This window comes from Streptomyces sp. Q6, from assembly GCF_036967205.1.
Taxonomy (GTDB): Bacteria; Actinomycetota; Actinomycetes; order Streptomycetales; family Streptomycetaceae; genus Streptomyces; species Streptomyces citrinus.
The window spans coordinates 8,345,316-8,361,313 of the sequence record NZ_CP146022.1 but is presented as its reverse complement, the minus strand read 5'-3'; the positions used below and the strand labels follow the sequence as shown (position 1 = coordinate 8,361,313).

17 protein-coding genes are annotated in these 15,998 nt (G+C 70.9%); 13 read left to right on the top strand and 4 right to left on the bottom strand.

Translation table 11 applies throughout. The features are described 5' to 3' along the window. Window positions 1-175: 175 nt before the first annotated feature. The 11 genes from V2W30_RS38490 (at window position 176) to V2W30_RS38440 (ending at window position 10,406) form a co-directional block, all read left to right on the top strand. Window positions 176-943, top strand: a complete 768-nt coding sequence (locus V2W30_RS38490) for an IclR family transcriptional regulator (RefSeq protein ID WP_338703236.1) — start codon at window positions 176-178, stop codon at window positions 941-943. Window positions 944-981: 38 nt separating this feature from the next. Then, the gene (locus V2W30_RS38485) at window positions 982-2,193 is read left to right on the top strand and encodes a CoA transferase (protein WP_338703235.1); all 1,212 of its coding nucleotides are present in this window, start codon (window positions 982-984) and stop codon (window positions 2,191-2,193) included. Continuing rightward, complete coding sequence (locus V2W30_RS38480) at window positions 2,190-3,002, top strand: citryl-CoA lyase (RefSeq protein WP_338703234.1); 813 nt, start codon at window positions 2,190-2,192, stop codon at window positions 3,000-3,002. The genes V2W30_RS38485 and V2W30_RS38480 overlap by 4 nt, the downstream gene beginning before the upstream one ends. Window positions 3,003-3,352: 350 nt before the next feature. Beyond that, window positions 3,353-5,503 (top strand): PQQ-binding-like beta-propeller repeat protein, encoded by a 2,151-nt coding sequence (locus tag V2W30_RS38475; protein WP_338703233.1) that lies wholly within the window; start codon window positions 3,353-3,355, stop codon window positions 5,501-5,503. Between the two features lie 171 nt (window positions 5,504-5,674). Continuing rightward, a complete protein-coding gene (locus V2W30_RS38470; RefSeq protein WP_338703232.1) occupies window positions 5,675-6,667 on the top strand; it encodes a ThuA domain-containing protein in 993 nt (330 codons plus the stop codon). Window positions 6,668-6,761: 94 nt separating this feature from the next. Then, entirely contained in the window at window positions 6,762-6,893 is a 132-nt protein-coding gene (gene pqqA / locus V2W30_RS38465; protein WP_338703231.1) for a pyrroloquinoline quinone precursor peptide PqqA, read from the top strand. 9 nt (window positions 6,894-6,902) lie between these two features. After that, complete coding sequence (pqqB, locus tag V2W30_RS38460) at window positions 6,903-7,802, top strand: pyrroloquinoline quinone biosynthesis protein PqqB (protein WP_338703230.1); 900 nt, start codon at window positions 6,903-6,905, stop codon at window positions 7,800-7,802. A gap of 74 nt (window positions 7,803-7,876) precedes the next feature. Next, the gene (gene pqqC, locus V2W30_RS38455; protein ID WP_338703925.1) at window positions 7,877-8,551 is read left to right on the top strand and encodes a pyrroloquinoline-quinone synthase PqqC; all 675 of its coding nucleotides are present in this window, start codon (window positions 7,877-7,879) and stop codon (window positions 8,549-8,551) included. Next, window positions 8,548-8,811: a pyrroloquinoline quinone biosynthesis peptide chaperone PqqD gene (gene pqqD / locus V2W30_RS38450; protein WP_338703229.1), complete on the top strand. Its 264-nt coding sequence runs from the start codon at window positions 8,548-8,550 to the stop codon at window positions 8,809-8,811. Before pqqC ends, pqqD begins: the two co-directional genes overlap by 4 nt. After that, complete coding sequence (pqqE, locus tag V2W30_RS38445) at window positions 8,808-9,929, top strand: pyrroloquinoline quinone biosynthesis protein PqqE (protein WP_338703228.1); 1,122 nt, start codon at window positions 8,808-8,810, stop codon at window positions 9,927-9,929. The genes pqqD and pqqE overlap by 4 nt, the downstream gene beginning before the upstream one ends. A gap of 144 nt (window positions 9,930-10,073) precedes the next feature. Next, window positions 10,074-10,406 (top strand): hypothetical protein, encoded by a 333-nt coding sequence (locus V2W30_RS38440; protein WP_338703227.1) that lies wholly within the window; start codon window positions 10,074-10,076, stop codon window positions 10,404-10,406. 206 nt (window positions 10,407-10,612) lie between these two features. Here V2W30_RS38440 and V2W30_RS38435 read toward each other — a convergent pair whose 3' ends face one another. After that, window positions 10,613-11,167, bottom strand: a complete 555-nt coding sequence (locus V2W30_RS38435) for a barstar family protein (RefSeq protein ID WP_338703226.1) — start codon at window positions 11,165-11,167, stop codon at window positions 10,613-10,615. 281 nt (window positions 11,168-11,448) lie between these two features. Here V2W30_RS38435 and thpR point away from each other — a divergent pair, with 281 nt between their 5' ends. Together thpR and V2W30_RS38425 are read left to right on the top strand one after the other, a co-directional pair. After that, the gene (gene thpR, locus V2W30_RS38430) at window positions 11,449-12,033 is read left to right on the top strand and encodes an RNA 2',3'-cyclic phosphodiesterase (RefSeq protein WP_338703225.1); all 585 of its coding nucleotides are present in this window, start codon (window positions 11,449-11,451) and stop codon (window positions 12,031-12,033) included. A 306-nt stretch (window positions 12,034-12,339) separates the two neighbouring features. Then, window positions 12,340-12,921: a hypothetical protein gene (locus V2W30_RS38425; protein WP_338703224.1), complete on the top strand. Its 582-nt coding sequence runs from the start codon at window positions 12,340-12,342 to the stop codon at window positions 12,919-12,921. Window positions 12,922-13,026: 105 nt separating this feature from the next. Here the strand turns inward: V2W30_RS38425 and V2W30_RS38420 are convergent, their stop codons facing one another. The 3 genes from V2W30_RS38420 to V2W30_RS38410 are packed head-to-tail and all read right to left on the bottom strand — an operon-like array spanning window position 13,027 to window position 15,975. Beyond that, window positions 13,027-13,878, bottom strand: a complete 852-nt coding sequence (locus tag V2W30_RS38420; protein ID WP_338703223.1) for an aldo/keto reductase — start codon at window positions 13,876-13,878, stop codon at window positions 13,027-13,029. Between the two features lie 50 nt (window positions 13,879-13,928). After that, window positions 13,929-14,957 (bottom strand): zinc-binding dehydrogenase, encoded by a 1,029-nt coding sequence (locus tag V2W30_RS38415; protein WP_338703222.1) that lies wholly within the window; start codon window positions 14,955-14,957, stop codon window positions 13,929-13,931. A gap of 40 nt (window positions 14,958-14,997) precedes the next feature. Continuing rightward, complete coding sequence (locus V2W30_RS38410; RefSeq protein WP_338703221.1) at window positions 14,998-15,975, bottom strand: aldo/keto reductase; 978 nt, start codon at window positions 15,973-15,975, stop codon at window positions 14,998-15,000. Between the last annotated feature and the right edge of the window lie 23 nt (window positions 15,976-15,998).

The following is a 15,998-nucleotide window of genomic DNA, read 5'->3' as shown; positions in this document are numbered from 1 at the left end:
CCGTGGACTGCTCTGTGGACTGGCGTGTAACGTACGGGCGCCGAGAGGCCGTGGCAATAGGTCGGCGCAAGGAAGTTCGGAACAGCGATTTCCCCCGGGAGCGGCGCTGTTGGAAGCTGGCGCACCAGAGCTGCCGCCGCTCGGAAGGCGGTAGCCACTGACGTACGGAGGAGACATGGACGCGGAGCAAGGACAGGGCGGGGTACGCAGTGTGCGGCGCGCTCTGGACATCCTGTCGCTGCTGACTGAAGATCAGCCCACGGTCCCGCTGCGGGACATGGTCGAGGCCACCGGCCTGCCCAAGACCACGGTGGTCCGCCTGGTGCAGACCCTGGAGCAGTACGGACTGCTCTGGGCGGCGCCCGGCGGCTACACCGCCGGACCGGGCCTGTGGCGCTGGGCCCATCTGGCCCACACCAGGTGGGAGTTGCCCGCCGACACCCAGAAGCTGCTGCGTGAGCTGTCGGACCGGCGCGGCGAGACGGCGAACCTGATGATCCGGCGCGACATCCACCGGGTGTGCGTCGCTCAGCAGGAGAGTCCGCAACCGCTGCGTCACGTCGTGCGGGTCGGCGACGAACTGCCGCTGTGGGCGGGCGCCTCGTCGAAGGTGCTGCTCATCGGTGCCACCGACGGGCTGTTGCAGCGCGTCGCGGCCGCCTCGCCGCACGGCGTGGCGCACGCGGAGCAACTGCGGCTGTGGGCCGACGAGGCCACCGAGCACGGGTTCGCCGCCAGCCACGGCGAACGCGACATCGGCCTCACCGCCGTCGCCGTGCCCATCCGCTCGCAGTCCGGTGTGGTCGTCGCCTCTCTGTCGCTCAGCGGCCCCAGCGCCCGCATCCCGGAGTCGGCGATCAAGGAGTTCGCACAGGACCTCATCGAGGTCGCGGCGCGGATCGCCTCCCAGGGATTCGCGCACCCCCTGGGGCCGCGCACCTAACCCACGCGCGCCGCAACGGCGCCCGGAAGGAGACGTTCATGCACGGACGACCACTGGACGGCATACGCGTTCTGGACCTGACGAATGTGCTGGCCGGACCCTATTGCAGCTACCAGCTCATGCTTCTGGGCGCCGAAGTGATCAAGATCGAACGACCGGGACAGGGGGATCTCGCACGCAACCTGGGTCCCGACGCGACGCTGAACCGGGAGCGCATCGGGGCCTCCTTCCTCGCCCAGAACGCGGGCAAGAAGTCGCTGGAGCTCGACCTCAAGGACACCGCCGACCGCACGGTCTTCGAGGACCTGCTGGCCGGCGCCGACGTCCTGCTGGAGAACTTCCGCGCGGGCGTGCTGGAGCGGATGGGGTTCGGCCCCGAGCGGCTGGCCGCGCTCAACGAGCGACTCGTGTACTGCTCGATCTCCGGCTTCGGGCACAGCGGGCCGATGAGCGAGGCACCGGCCTACGACCAGATCATCCAGGGCCTGACCGGCATGATGAGCGTGACCGGGACCCAGGAGAGCGCCCCCCAGCGCATCGGCTTTCCGGTGTGCGACACCACCGGCGGCCTGATGGCCGCGTTCGCCATCGCCTCCGCGCTCCTGCACCGTGAGCGCACGGGCGAGGGGACCAGACTCGATGTCTCCATGCTGGAGGCGTCGATGTCGACCATGGGCTGGGCGGTGTCGAACTACCTGGTCAGCGGGGTCCCGCCGCAGCCGCTCGGCGACCAGAACCCGACCGCCGCCCCGTCGGGGACCTTCCGTACGCTCGACGGCCCGCTGAACATCGCCGCCAACCAGCAGGGGCAGTTCGAGACGCTGTGCCGCCTGGTCGGCGCGCCCCAGCTGGCGACCGACGCGCGCTTCGCCGAACGGGAGAGCCGCAAGGGCCACCGCGAGGAACTCAACGCCGCCCTCAACGCCGCGCTCTCGCTCCGTCCGGCCGCCGACTGGGAACGCGATCTCAACGCGGCCGGCGTACCCGCGGCCCGCGTGCTCACCGTCCCGCAGGCACTGGAGCAACCCCAGCTGGAACACCGCGGGTTCGTCAGCGCACTGCCCCACCCCGGCCGCCCCGAGCGGGCCCTGCGCGTGGTGGGCAACGGCGTGCTCTTCGACGGGGAAGCGTTCGCCCCGCCCTCCCCGCCACCCTTGCTCGGTCAGCACAACGCCGAGCGGGCCGACCTGGCCCGGGTCTGGGCGACGGCCGCCGCCGGAGAGGCCACCGAAGAGGCCACCGCCTCATGACCATCTCCGAGGACGAAGCGGCACAGTGGTGGGCCACCGCGGTCAGCCACATCGAGCCCGGCAGCATCGAACTGCGCGACCGGCCCATCCAGCAGCTCATCGGCGAGGTCGGGTTCGTCGACATCATCTGGCTCCTGCTCCGCGGCGACCTGCCCTCCTCCCGCCAGTCGGCACTCCTCGAAGCGGCCCTCGTCGCCGGGGTCGACCATGGCCCGCAGGCGCCCTCGATCGCCGCCGCCCGGATGGCCGCCACCTGCGGCGTCGGCCTGAACAACGCCATCGCCACCGGGGTGAACATGCTCGGCGACGCCCACGGCGGGGCGGGCCAGCAGTGCGTGGAGATGCTCACCGACGTCCGCACCCTGCACGAGGCGGGCCACACGTGGGATGCAGCCGCCCGGGAGGTGATGGACGATTGGCAGCGCCGCTCGCGGTACCTGCCCGGCTTCGGCCACCGCTTCCATCCCCGCGATCCGCGACGCGACCCCCTCCTCGCCCTGGTGGACCAGGCCGTCACCGACGGCATCGTGGCCGGCGACCACTTGCGGGCCGCCCAGGCCGTCGAATCCGCTCTCGCACGCCGCCGCGGCGGCGCCCGCCCCGTGCCGATGAACATCGACGGTGCCACCGCCGTCATCTACGCCGAGCTGGGCTTCCCACCGCCCCTGGCCAGGGGCCTGTTCGTGCTCAGCCGATCGGTCGGCATCCTCGCGCACGCCTGGGAGGAAACCGGCCAGGGGCGCCGCAACAAGGGCCCCCTGCCCCGCTCCGTCCTCCCGGCCCGCCTCCCGCCCCAGCAGCAGGCCTGAACAAGTCGCGCCCGCCCTCTTGCCACACCCCCGCGCCGTACCTAACGTAGCTTTCCGCCAAACGGCAACCATCATACGGGTTCATCGAACCACCTAGCGGACCATGATTCGGTCGATGGGACAGGATCCGATCCGCCGGACCATGATCCGCTCTCCTGGACCGCGATTCGCTCTCGTGGGCCATGCCCCTTTCGGTGGACCACGATCCGTTCCGGTGGGCCACGATCCGTTCCGGTGAACCGTGATCCGTTCCGGTGGATCGTGATCCGTTTCGCTCTCCTCCCTCCCCCACCTGGCACACCGCGGCCGAACCTTGACGGCCCGTCAGGCTCTTTCCTGAAAGAGGGACCATGGACAGACGCAGCTTCCTCACCACCACCGCGGCCTCCACCGCCGGCACCGTCGCCCTGCTCAACTCGACGTCGGCCCAAGCCGCTTCCGCCACCGCGGCGTGGGCCCGTCCCGTGCCGGCGCAGGCCCACGCCGCGACCGGGAAGAACTTCCCGAAGGCCGGCGGCAATCTGGGGAACCAGAACCACTCCTCGCTCCAGCGCATCGACAGCGACAACGTCCGCAAGCTGGGCGGCGCCTGGCACATCAACCTGGAGAACGGCTCCACCTCCACCCATCAGCAGTGCGCCGTCATCGCCCAGGACGGTGTCCTCTACCTGGCCACCACCCAGCAGAACGTCTTCGCCATCGACGGCCGCACCGGCGAGACCAGGTGGAAGACCAAGGTCGGCTCGGACACCACCAACATGCGCGGCCTCGCCCTCGGCCAGGGCCTGGCGTTCACGATCACCGGTGACAACACCGTCGTCGCCCTCGACCAGAGGACCGGCGCGATCCGCTGGACCCGCGAACTGCTCGTCGAGGATCAGGGCGATCCCGACTGCGACCCGGCCAGTGGCCAGTGCGGCGGCAGCAAGGGCGGCCTGGCCGGCGCCGCCGTCTACTGGGACGGCCTCGTCTACATCGGCACCCAGGGCAGCACCGCCGGCGCCCGCGGTCGCGCCTACGCCCTGAACGCGGCCACCGGCGAGGTCGCCTGGACGTTCTGGGGCACGCCAGGGCCGGGCGAGTTCGGCCACGACACCTGGGAGGGCGACTCCTGGAAGACCGGCGGCGCGGTGTGCTGGATCCACCCCGCCGTCGACCCCGAACTCGGCCTGGTCTACTGGACGTTCGGCAACCCGTATCCCCGTACCGACGGCTCCACCCGGGCCGGCGACAACCTCTTCGCCAACTGCCTGGTGGCCATCGACGCCAAGACCGGCAAGCGGCGCTGGCACTTCCAATCCGTCCACCACGACATCTGGGACTACGACGGCGTCATGTCGCCCGTCCTCGCCGACCTGCTGATCAAGGGGAAGAAGGCACGGGTCGTCGTCTACGGCAGCAAGACCGGCATGTACTACATCCTCGACCGGGCCACCGGAAAGCCCGTCCACGGCATGGAGGAACGCCCGGTCCCCCAGCACGCCGCGCAGAAGACCTCACCGACCCAGCCGTTCCCCGGCGGCGAGCCCTTCGTCGAGACCGAGCCGCGTCTCGACAAGGCCACCCGCCCCGTCCCGTTCTATCCGACCGGCGGCCTGTTCGAGGTGCACTGGGACCGCGCCACCATCCTCTTCCCCGGCGCGGGCGGCGGCGCCGACTGGTCCTTCCCCTCCTTCAGCCACCGCACCGGTCTCGTCTACGTGGGATACGGGCTGATCAACTCCGCGTACTCCAACACCCACGGCGGCCGCGTCAACACCTCCCGCCCGCTCGGCGAGTACTTCGCCGGGGGCCTGGCCGCCGTCGACCCGCGCACCAACACCGTCGCCTGGCGCCAGGAGGGCGACTGGTCCCTCGCCCACGGCAACGGCATCCTCAGCACGGCCGGCGGCGTCCTCTTCCAGGGCCGGCCCGACGGCGTCCTGACCGCGCTCGACGACCGCGACGGCAGCCTGCTGTGGAGCTGGCAGTGCGGAGCCGGCGTCAACACCAGCCCGCTGACCTACGAGATCGACGGCGAGCAGTACGTCGCGGTGCTCGCGGGCGGCAACGGGCTGCCGTACCCGGACATCCCCAAGGGCGACCATCTCTGGGCGTTCAAGCTCGGTGGAAAGGTCGGTCCGGCCGCCGCGCCGACCCCGCCCTCGAAGCGCAACCAGATCCGCACAGCCGCCGTCAGCGGCGACACCGCCAAGAACACCGTCACCCTGGGCCGGGTCTGGGACAGCGCGAAGAACGCGCCGGGGACGAGCGAGAGCCTGGTGGCGCAGAACGCCATGGCACCGCAGCATCTGAGCATCGCCGCGGGCACCACGGTCACGTTCACCAACCCGGCCGACAACAAGTCCGCGCACGGCGCGGTCTCGTTCTTCGAGGCCGAGTTCGACACCGGCCTGCTCATGCCGGGCCAGTCCTCCAGCCACACGTTCACCACCCCGGGCGAGTACTTCTACAACGACCCGGTGGCCCCGCAGAGCACCGGCAAGATCGTCGTCAAGTAGCCGCGGCTCCGACCTCCCGGCATCCGGCCCGCCACCCCGTTCACGCTCCGCTCCCTCGGTACTCCGTCGGGTCCGCACTCGGGCGCGTCGACGCTCCCCGTCCACCCGCTGGGCCCAGTGCTGCCGTGATTCCGCCCGCATCGCATCCGTACTCACAGCCAAGGACCTCAGATGACCCCTCCTGTCACCGGCAGACGCCGGCTCCGCCCCCTCACCACCGCCGTGGCCGGCGTCGTCGGAACGGCCGCCGTCACCGTCGCGCTGGTCGCCACCGGCACCCTCAGCGTGGCCCAGGGCCGCGTCGGCCAGGGCGCCCGACAACTCGGCGACCCCGACTACGGGGTGTGCCGCGGCACCGACGCCCGCTGCTACCACGACTGGGGCAACTTCGACACCGCCAAGGGCTACAAGGTCCTCCTCTACACCCGCACCGCGGGACCGCGGCACGCCAACCTCGGCCCCGCCCTGGCACCGGGCATGAACCCGCCGCTCACCGAGACGAACACGGTCCAGAAGGCGCTGCTCACCATGGGCGCCGACAACGGATTCCAGGTCGACTACACCGAGGACGTCTCCCAACTCGCCTCCCCCGCGACCCTGTTCAAGTACAACGCGGTCGTCTTCTACTCCACCAGCCGCGACACCCTGGACGACGCCGCGCAGACATCACTGCGGCAGTACATCCGGGGCGGCGGCGGCTTCGTCGGCGTCCACAACGCCTTCGGAACCGAGTACAACTGGCCTTGGTACGAGGGCCTGTTGGGCAACGCGAACTTCTACGACCACGGCGCGAACCAGCCCGGGACCGTGGAGACCGTCAACCGTAAGGACGTCTCCACCAAGAACCTCCCCTCCCGGTGGGAGTTCTCCGACGAGTGGTACAACCTCGTGCCCGCCCCCACCAAGGTCCGCGTCCTGGCCGAGGTCGACGAGAGCACCCTGGCCAAGGGCGTCGCCGGCAACTACCACCACCCCGGGCACGGCGACAACCACCCGGTCGCCTGGTGCCAGTACTACGACGGCGGCCGCGCCTGGCTGACCACCCTCGGCCACGACGCCAAGGACTTCACCACCGACGGCTCGTTCCCCGGCGCCGCCGAGTTCCAGAAGCTCCTGCTGGGCGGCATCGAGTCGGCCATGGGCAAGGCGCCCTTCTGCAAGTAGGTCTCCGGCGGCGGACATCCCGAACGCCGGCAGCCGTGCCGGACCGTGACCAGGCCGGCGCGGCATCCTCCCCACCCCGAGAAAGGCGATCACCATGCAGGACAACACCCTCCCCACCCCTCAGCCCCAGGCCCAGCCCGCCCAGAGCACCGGCTGGCAGACGCCCGACTTCACCGTGGTCGACACGGCGATGGAGATCACCGCCTACGCCCTGAGCTCGAAGTAGCGGCCCGCCGTGCTGCTGCGTGTGCTCGGAACGGCAGCGGGCGGCGGTCTGCCTCAGTGGAACTGCGCGTGCCCCGGCTGTGCCGGGGCACGCCGGCACCCCTCCCGCCGCCGCCTGCACGACTCGCTCGCCTTCCACCGCACCCCGACCGGCCCCTGGTTCCTCGCCAACGCCTCCCCGGACGTCGCCGAACAACTGGAGAGCCACCCCACCCTGCGGCCGGGTGCCGGAGACGCGCGCACCCCCGTGGTCCGGGTGGTCCTCACCGACGCCGAACTGGACCACACCCTGGGCCTGTTGCGCCTGCGCGAGGCGGCCAGGATCGAGATCTGGTGCACCGAGCCCGTGCGCAAGGCGTTGCAGATCAGCTTCCCACTGGGCCGAGTCCTCGCCCCGTACACCGAACTGACCTGGCACCACCTGCCGTCCGGCACGGACGCACCGCCGGCGGTCGTCGCCGGACTCGAGGTCCACGCGGTCCCTGTGTCGTCCAAGCGTCCGCGCTACGCAGCCGACGAGGCCGCCCACCCCGCCTGGAGCTCGGCGCTGCGCGTACGGGATCCGGACTCCGACCGCCGTGCGGTGTACCTGCCGGCACTGGCCGCGTGGACCGACGGCCTCGACGACGAACTCGCCGCGGCCGACTGTGTCCTGATCGACGGAACCTTCCTCGACGAGGAGGAACCCCGCCGCACGGGATTCAGCGAGCGCAGCGCATCGGCCATGGGCCATCTGCCCGTGCTGGGCCCCACCGGCACCGCGCGACGCCTGCACGCCCTGGGGGTGCGCGCCCACTACACCCATCTCAACAACAGCAACGTCCTGGCCGACCCCGGGGCGCCCGAGCGCGAACACCTCGCCGCGCTCGGCCTCGACGTGGCCCAGGACCGGATGGTGATCCCGCTGTGACCAGTCCCCTCGCCCCCTGCTCCCATCCGGCCGCCGTACGGTCCTCTCCCCCTGCGGCCCGTGGCGCGGACGAGTTGGAGGCCGAACTGCGCCGGCTGGCGGCCTCCCGCTACCACGACCGTCACCCGTTCAACCGGCGCATGCACGAGGGCGACCTCAGCCCCGACGAACTGCGCACCTGGGTGGCGAACCGCTTCTACTACCAGTGCCACATCCCCATCAAGGACGCGTTCATCCTCAGCAAGTTGGAGTCCGCGGCCCACCGCCGTTCCTGGATCAGGCGCATCCAGGACCACGACGGGACCACGGACGCGGAGGGCGGGATCGAGCGGTGGCTCCGGCTCGGCGAAGCCGTGGGCCTCGACCGGTGCGAGCTCACCGAACATCGGCGTCTGCTGCCGGGTGTGCGCCTGGCTGTCGACGGTTACGTCAACTTCTGCCGCACCCGGAGCGCTCTGGAGGCGGTCGCCTCGTCCCTCACCGAACTGTGCGCCCCGCAGATCATGCTGACCCGCCTCGACGCCTTCCCTCGGTGCTATCCGTGGATCGCCGCGGAAGGTCTGGAGTACTTCCAGCGGCGCGTCCCTCAAGGGCGGCGCGACGGCAGCGAGGCCCTGACCTGGGTGAAGCAGTGGGCGATCACCGCCGAACAGCAGGAGCGGGCGCTGGCCGCGCTCTCCTTCAAATGCGACGTGCTGTGGAGCCTGCTCGACAGCGTGCAGCACGCCGGGGACGGGAGCACGCGATGACCAGCGCGCCATGGTGCCCCACGCTGCCACCGGGCGCACTCCTGCGGCACGACCCGGTGCGCGGGGCGCACGTCCTGCTCCTGCCTGAACGCGTGGTCGTCCTGCACGGCTCGGCGCGGGCCGTCCTCGAACTGTGCGACGGACACCGCACCGGCGACGACATCGCCACGCTCCTCGTCGAGCAACACCCCGCACAAGCCGAGCGCGAAGGCATCGCGCTCTTCCTGGACCGTCTGCGTACACAGGGATGCCTCCGATGACCACACCCGCTCCCCCTTGGGCCCTGCTCGCCGAGCTCACCCACGCGTGCCCCTTGCGATGCGGCTACTGCTCCAACCCCCTTGAGCTGACCCGCCGTTCGGCGGAGCTGACCACGGAGCACTGGGCCCGTGTCTTTGCCGAGGCCGCGCGGATGGGCGTCCTGCACACCCACCTCTCCGGCGGCGAACCGCTGCTCCGCCGTGACCTCGACGCCCTCGTCCGGGCAGCGGTCGACGCGGGCCTGTACACCCAACTGGTGACCAGCGGCGTCGGACTCTCCGCCGCGCGCTTGGACGCGCTCACCACCTCGGGCCTGCACAGTGTGCAGTTGTCCGTCCAGCACTCCGATCCGGGGCAGTCCGACGGCCTCGCCGGCCGCGACTCCTGGCACGACAAGCGAGCCGCGGCGACCCGCGTCAAGGACCGCGGGCTGCCCCTGGGCCTCAATGTCGTCCTGCACCGTCACAACCTGGACGCGCTGCCTTCGATCCTCGAACTCGCCGTGTCATGGGGAGCGGACCGGATCGAACTCGCCAACACCCAGTTCTACGGGTGGGGGCTGCTGAACCGGGCCGCCCTCATGCCCACGCGCGGCCAACTCATCGAAGCCGCCGCGACGGTGGCACGGTGGCGCGAGCGCACCGACGTCTCCCTGGACATCACCTGGGTCGAACCCGACTACTTCACCGGCACACCCAAGCCGTGCATGGGCGGCTGGGGCAACGTGTCCCTCACCGTCACACCCGACGGAACGGTCCTGCCGTGCCCGGCGGCCTCATCTCTGCCAGGTCTCGACGCACCCAATGTGCGCGATCAGCCCTTGGCCCGGATCTGGAACGACTCCCCTGCCTTCAACCGCTACCGCGGCACCGCCTGGATGCCCCAGCCCTGCCGGTCCTGCGACCGGCGCGACGCCGACTTCGGAGGCTGCCGCTGCCAGGCCTTCGCCCTGACCGGCGACGCCTCCCGTACCGATCCCGCCTGCGCGCTGGCACCGGACCACGGCCTCATCGGTTCCCTCAGCGCCGACAGGGCCGATGCTCCGCTCGTCCCCCGGCGCCCGGTCGGCACCGGACGTCCACGGCGGGCGGGTGGGCAAGCCCCAACCCCCGCGTGACGCGTTCGACCGTGGTCTCCCGCGCGCTGCCCACTCCGATCGCGGTCTCGACTCCCCCGGGCAGCAGGTTGCGGAGCATGAGACTGGTAGGCCCGCATGTTGAGGTGTCGCGTATTCCTCGGTCAGGTCAGTCGTGGTGTCACCATGTGTGTTGCCGAAGGTGCCATCAACTGCTGGCCCAAGACCCCGGTCGTCCGCTGCCTGCGCGCCATTCCGTACCATCCGCTGTTGATATCCAGTCTCTTCTCCACGCCGCGTCGCCGAGTAACAGCCGTGCTCACAGTGATGGCCGCCGTCGTCGCCTTCGGGTCGTGGGCGCTGTGGCCGGTCTCCGACTCGTCGTGCGTCGTCTACTCCGGGGCCTACATCCCCATGAATGCGCCGAAGGCCGAAACCGACGCCGCCATGCAGCGGGCGTACAACAAGGCCCTCGCCGACGGCGCGTGCGGCCCCAAGCGGGCGCGCTTCCACAACTGAACTCAGTGAGGTCGATCCTGACGTCACCGTGAGTGGTCGCCAGGGGTGTATCGGCTCCAGGTTCCTCCGGCTAGAACGTCCGCCGCTACTTCAAGCTGTCCCCGGAGACAATCGCCAAGGTCACCAGCCTGCTCGCGCCCGGCAACAGCAGGCGCTGAAGTCCGCTCGGCCTGTCCCGGAGTCGTATGCGCTCGGGCGCATGCGGCTCACCGGAGCACGACCGTGACGCCGCACCGTTCGAGGAGCCGCACGATGTCCTCGAAGTAGGAGAGTCCGTCCTTCGGACCCTCCACCACGTCCGCCAGCGCGCGGCGCGCGATCTCGGAGTCGTGCCAGGTCAAGGTGAACGGCGGGGCCACTCCGAATCCACCGCTCAGGCAGTCCTTGAACGCGTTCCACTCCCGGCCGAAGTAGCGGCCGGGCCCGAGCAGGGCCTCGGCGATCGCGCAGTGCAGCCCGGGAACGTCCGTGACGAACCGGCCGTCGAGGTGGTACTCGCCGCCGGAGTGGTCCGGCCGGGGCGCGGACACCCGCCAGGCACGGGTGGTGAGGTCCAGCCACGCGGCCCTGCCCTGCGAGTCGTACGGCGCCCACAGGTTGGACTCTGCCGGCGGGCCGTGATACCACTCTGCCCAGATCGGGCGGGACGCCGGCGATGGCCGATCGTCGCCACCATCGGTAAGGGTGATGTCGACGAGCGTGCCGCCAAGAACGGACGGTCGCGCTCCGGTGATGGCCAGGCCTACGGTGCGGGAGGCCATCACGGCCCCATGACGATCCAGAACCAGGAGGTAGGCCCAGCCCCGCTCCGACCGACGGGCAGAGATCGAGACCGAGACCGCGACCGAGACGGAGACCGACACCGAGCACCAGCACTCCGGTCGTTGATTCTGCGGCGCGCCGAAGTGAGTCGGCGGATGCGGCGTGATGGTGGATGCGGAGCGGGGCGGACGTGCCGCAGGCGGCGCGTCCGCCCCTCGGCCGACCCCGGGGCGGGACCGCGGTCCGCGGGCGGAGAGGTCGATGCGGTACGAAGGTGTCCGTGACCGAACTGCCCGAGCCCGCCACCATGCGCGCGTTCATCGCCCTCGCCCCGACCGACCCCGCGAAGACGGAGCTGGAACACGCGCTGCGCCCTGCCTACGCCGCCTACCCCCACCTGCGGTGGAACCGCATCGAGGACTGGCACATCACCCTGGCGTTCCTCGGCGAGCTGCCGGTGCGGTCCGTCCAGCGACTGCGTGCGCCGCTCGCGGACCTGGCCGCGTCCCACCCCTCCCCCGAACTCGGGTTGCGCGGGGGCGGGCACTTCGACGCGCGGGTGCTGTGGAGCGGCGTGGCGGGCGACCTGGACGGATTGCGGCGGCTGGCCCGTGAGGTACGGGCGCGGGTCGCGGACTGCGAGATCGCCGTCCCCCAACGCCCTCTGCGCCCCCACCTGACACTGGCTCGCGCCCGGCGGTACGACACCACGTCCGTCACCGAGGCGGCCGCCGGCCTCGACGGCTTCACCGGACACCGATGGCGGTCCGTACGGCTCCACCTGGTCGGTAGCTCCGTCGAGGACGGCACGGGGATCAGGCGGTACGCGGACACGGACGCGTGGGTCCTCGCGGGCGCCGACTGAGCGGTGGTCCGGGCCCTGCACCGACCCTCCCGACGACCGGCAGGTCGAATGCCCGCCACCGGGCGCGCGGAGAAACGCTTCACCACCCCACGCGCGCCCCGCGCTTCGCCTCGCGCCCCTCCCCCGCCCCAGCCGTACCAGGTCGGCCCGAACTCCTTGCCCCCGACCGGCCGGGCCCGCACCCTTCCTCTATCGGTCCGTCACACGTACCGCGCCCAGCACCAGCTCCCCCTCCCGCGCATCGCGGCGCGCGCAGACACGCCTGCCTCTCCTCGTCAGGGGCGTCGCCCGTGCGACGATCCGGCCGTGGAACCGCAGCACCGCACGTTCGACATCCCGGGCCAGGAGAAGATCATGCGCAAGCCCATCCCCGCCTTCTCAGGCGTCCTCGCTCTCACCGCGGCACTCGTCGCCACAGCCGCTCCGGCGGAGGCCGACTCCCCGCTCATCGTCTGCTCGGGCACAGCCACCGTGGACTACTCCCCGCCGCTCGGCCCGCTCCCCCGGCAGACCCACCAGACGGTGACGGAGGAACTCGGGACGGCCGGGGGCGGCAGCTGCACGGGACCGTTCACCGCAGGCACCGCCACGACCGCCTTCGACCAGCAGGTGAGCTGCCTCGCCCAGGGGCTGGGCGACACCCTGGTCCAGAACGTGGTCACGTACCACTGGCAGAACGGGCAGACGAGCACCATCACCTACCCGGTCACGACCGTCGTCCACGCCGCGAACCAGGAGATCGTCACCTCCACCGGCACCGTCACCGCGGGCTACGGGCTCGGCGCCGTCTCCGAACGCATCGCCGTCTACCCGAGCCTCAGCGTCCTCGACTGCCTCAACTCCACCATCATCCAGCAGACCGGCCTCCTCACCGTCACCCTCACCTGAGACCGGGTGACGACGTCCTTCGCGCCTGGGGTACGTGGGTGCAGGAAGGGGCGGGCGGCTGCCGGCGGTGGCGCGGCATACCGCTCGCCCCCTTACGTGTGCGGGTCAGGCGTCCAGGCGTCGCGCCGCGAGCCAGGCGACCATCTCCGGGTCGCGGTGGTCGAAGAACAGCGAGCCGCCGGTGTCGAGGGTCGCGATCCGTGTCACCTGCTCGTCGGTGAGCTCGAAGTCGAAGACGTCGAAGTTCTCGGCCATGCGCTCGGCACGGACGGACTTGGGGATGGCGATGACGCCGCGCTGGGTCAGCCAGCGCAGGACGACCTGGGCCACGGACTTGCCGTACTCCTTGCCGATCTCGGTGAGCAGCGGGTTGGTGAACAGGTCGTTCTTGCCTTCGGCGAAGCCGCCCCAGGACTGGATCTGCACGCCGTGCTCGGCCATCAGCTTCTGGTCGTCGGCGCGCTGGAAGAAGGGGTGGGTCTCGATCTGGTTGACCTGCGGGGTGATCTCGTTGTTGAGGATCAGGTCGAGCAGCCGGTCCGGGGAGAAGTTGGCGACGCCGATCGCCTTGGCGCGGCCCTCGCGGTTGAGGTTCTCCATGGCGCGCCACTGGCCGTAGACGTCGCCGTAGGGCTGGTGCATCAGGTACAGGTCGATGTGGTCCAGGCCCAGTTTGGTCAGCGATGTCTCGAAGGCGCGGCGCGTGTTCTCCTCGGCCGGTGCGTCCTGGACCCACAGCTTGGTGGTGACGAACAGGTCGTCGCGGGCGATGCCGCTGGACTTGATGGCGCGGCCGACGGCCTCTTCGTTGCCGTATGCGGCGGCCGTGTCGAGGAGACGGTATCCGGCGGCGAGAGCCTCGGAGACGGCGCGTTCGGTGTCGTCGGCGGGGATCTGGTAGACGCCGAAGCCGAGGAGCGGCATCTCGACGCCGTTGTTCAGGGTTGCGTACTGCATGGGGAAGCGTCCTTTGACGTGCGGGGAGGGAAGAGGAGAGGGGCGTGAGGTCAGGGGCGGATCAGGGCCTTGAGGACCTGGCGGTCGGCCATCGCCCGGTAGGCGTCCGGCGTCCCGTCCAGGGGGAATTCCCGGTCGAAGACGCGGCCGGGGGCGATCGTGCCGTCCAGGACGTCGGGCAGGAGCTGCTCGATGTAGGCGCGGGCCGGGCTGGCGCCGCCGGTCAGCGTGATGTTCCGCATGAACTCGGCCGGGCCGATGGGGACTTGCTCGTACTGCGGGACGCCCAGGCGACTGATGGTGCCGCCGTCCAGGACCGCGCCGAGCGCGGTGTCCAGCGCCTGCCGGGTGCCGACCGCCTCGATCACCTTGTCCACGCCGCCGGTGAGTTCCCGGATGCGGGTGACGCCTTCCTCGCCGCGCGCGGCGACCACGTCGGTGGCACCGAAGTGGCGGCCCAGGTCGGTACGGGTCTCGTGGCGTCCGGCGAGCACGATCCGGTCCGCGCCGAGCCGCTTCGCGGCGATCACGGCGCACAGGCCGACCGCGCCGTCGCCGACGACCAGCACCGCGTCACCGCGGCCGACGCCTGCGGTGACCGCGCCGTGGTGGCCGGTGGTCATCACGTCCGACAGGGCGAGGAGGGACGGCAGCAGCGCGGAGTCGGCGGCCACCGGCAGCTTCACCAGGGTGCCGTCCGCGTGCGGGACGCGGACGGCCTCGCCCTGACCGCCGTCGACGTCGTCGAAGCCGTAGCGGCCTCCGTCGCGGCACGAGATGTGCAGTCCCTTGGCGCAGTAGTCGCAGGTGTTGTCGCTGTACGTGAACGGGGCGACGACCAGATCACCGGCCTTCAGGCCGCTCACGTCCTCGCCGGTCTCCTCGACAACGCCCAGGAACTCGTGGCCCATGGGTCGGCCCGTCGCGGTGGCGGGCATCGATCCGTAGGGCCACAGGTCGCTGCCGCACACGCAGGCAACGACGACACGGACCACGGCGTCGCCGGGCTTGAGGATCTTCGGGTCGGGCCGGTCTTCGACGCGGACGTCGCCGGCTCCGTACATCACTGCTGCGCGCATGAGAGGCACTACTCCAAATGGGGGATCGTTGTACGGGAGGTCAGCGCTCGAGCATCCGCGCCTGAGCCTCGGTGTGGGTGTCACCCGCGGCGGGCGGCAGGCTGCTGAGCCGGGCGAGCTGCTCGGCGGTGAGCGTGACGGCGTCGGCGGCCGTGTTCTCCTCGACACGGGAGACCCGCTTGGTGCCGGGGATGGGGGCGATGAAGTCACCTTGAGCCAGCAGCCAGGCGAGCGCGACCTGCGCGGGCGTGGCTCCGACCTCGTCGGCCAGGCCCTTGACCTCGTCGGCGAGCGCGAGGTTCCGCTGGAAGTTCTCGCCCGTGAAGCGCGGGTTGCCGCGGCGGAAGTCGTCCTCGGCGAACGCGTCGGTGGAGCGGACGGTCCCCGTCAGGACGCCCCGGCCCAGCGGGGAGAACGGCACCAGGCCGATGTTCAGTTCCCGCAGTACCGGCAGGACGCGCTCCTCGATGCCGCGGGTGAACAGGGAGTACTCGGACTGCACCGCGGTGACCGGTTGGACGGCGTGGGCGCGCCGAATCGTGTCAGGACCGGCCTCCGAGAGACCGAAGGCCCGGACCTTGCCCTCCTGGATCAGCTCGGCGACGGCCCCGGCGGTCTCCTCGATCGGCGTGTTCTTGTCGACGCGGTGCTGGTAGTACAGGTCGATGTGGTCCGTGCCGAGGCGCTTCAAGGAGCCCTCGACGGCCGCGCGGATGTTGGCCGGGGTGGAGTCCAGGTTCCACGCGCCCTCGCCGCTGTGCGAGACGAGGCCGAACTTCGTGGCCAGCACCACCTGGTCGCGGCGGCCCTTCAGCGCCTGTCCGAGCAGTTCCTCGTTCGTGTACGGCCCGTAGATCTCTGCGGTGTCGATGAGCGTGACGCCCAGTTCCAGGGCGCGGTGCACGGTCCTGATCGACTCCGCGTCGTCCGTCCCGGAGCCGGTATAGCCGTGGGACATGCCCATCGCGCCGAGGCCGATCCGGGAAACCTCCAGGTCACGCAGGTTGATGTAGTGCATCTCGCCCTCTCCGGTTCATGGCG

Bases quoted from the DNA above. Each gene is read 5' to 3' on its own strand.
- pqqE (WP_338703228.1), top strand. From the start codon at position 8,808: ATGACCACACCCGCTCCCCCTTGGGCCCTGCTCGCCGAGCTCACCCAC.
- V2W30_RS38440 (WP_338703227.1), top strand. From the start codon at position 10,074: ATGTGTGTTGCCGAAGGTGCCATCAACTGCTGGCCCAAGACCCCGGTC.
- V2W30_RS38485 (WP_338703235.1), top strand. From the start codon at position 982: ATGCACGGACGACCACTGGACGGCATACGCGTTCTGGACCTGACGAAT.
- V2W30_RS38490 (WP_338703236.1), top strand. From the start codon at position 176: ATGGACGCGGAGCAAGGACAGGGCGGGGTACGCAGTGTGCGGCGCGCT.
- pqqA (WP_338703231.1), top strand. From the start codon at position 6,762: ATGCAGGACAACACCCTCCCCACCCCTCAGCCCCAGGCCCAGCCCGCC.
- V2W30_RS38480 (WP_338703234.1), top strand. From the start codon at position 2,190: ATGACCATCTCCGAGGACGAAGCGGCACAGTGGTGGGCCACCGCGGTC.
- V2W30_RS38435 (WP_338703226.1), bottom strand. From the start codon at position 11,167: ATGGCCTCCCGCACCGTAGGCCTGGCCATCACCGGAGCGCGACCGTCC.
- V2W30_RS38420 (WP_338703223.1), bottom strand. From the start codon at position 13,878: ATGCAGTACGCAACCCTGAACAACGGCGTCGAGATGCCGCTCCTCGGC.
- V2W30_RS38470 (WP_338703232.1), top strand. From the start codon at position 5,675: ATGACCCCTCCTGTCACCGGCAGACGCCGGCTCCGCCCCCTCACCACC.
- V2W30_RS38415 (WP_338703222.1), bottom strand. From the start codon at position 14,957: ATGCGCGCAGCAGTGATGTACGGAGCCGGCGACGTCCGCGTCGAAGAC.
- V2W30_RS38410 (WP_338703221.1), bottom strand. From the start codon at position 15,975: ATGCACTACATCAACCTGCGTGACCTGGAGGTTTCCCGGATCGGCCTC.
- pqqD (WP_338703229.1), top strand. From the start codon at position 8,548: ATGACCAGCGCGCCATGGTGCCCCACGCTGCCACCGGGCGCACTCCTG.
- V2W30_RS38475 (WP_338703233.1), top strand. From the start codon at position 3,353: ATGGACAGACGCAGCTTCCTCACCACCACCGCGGCCTCCACCGCCGGC.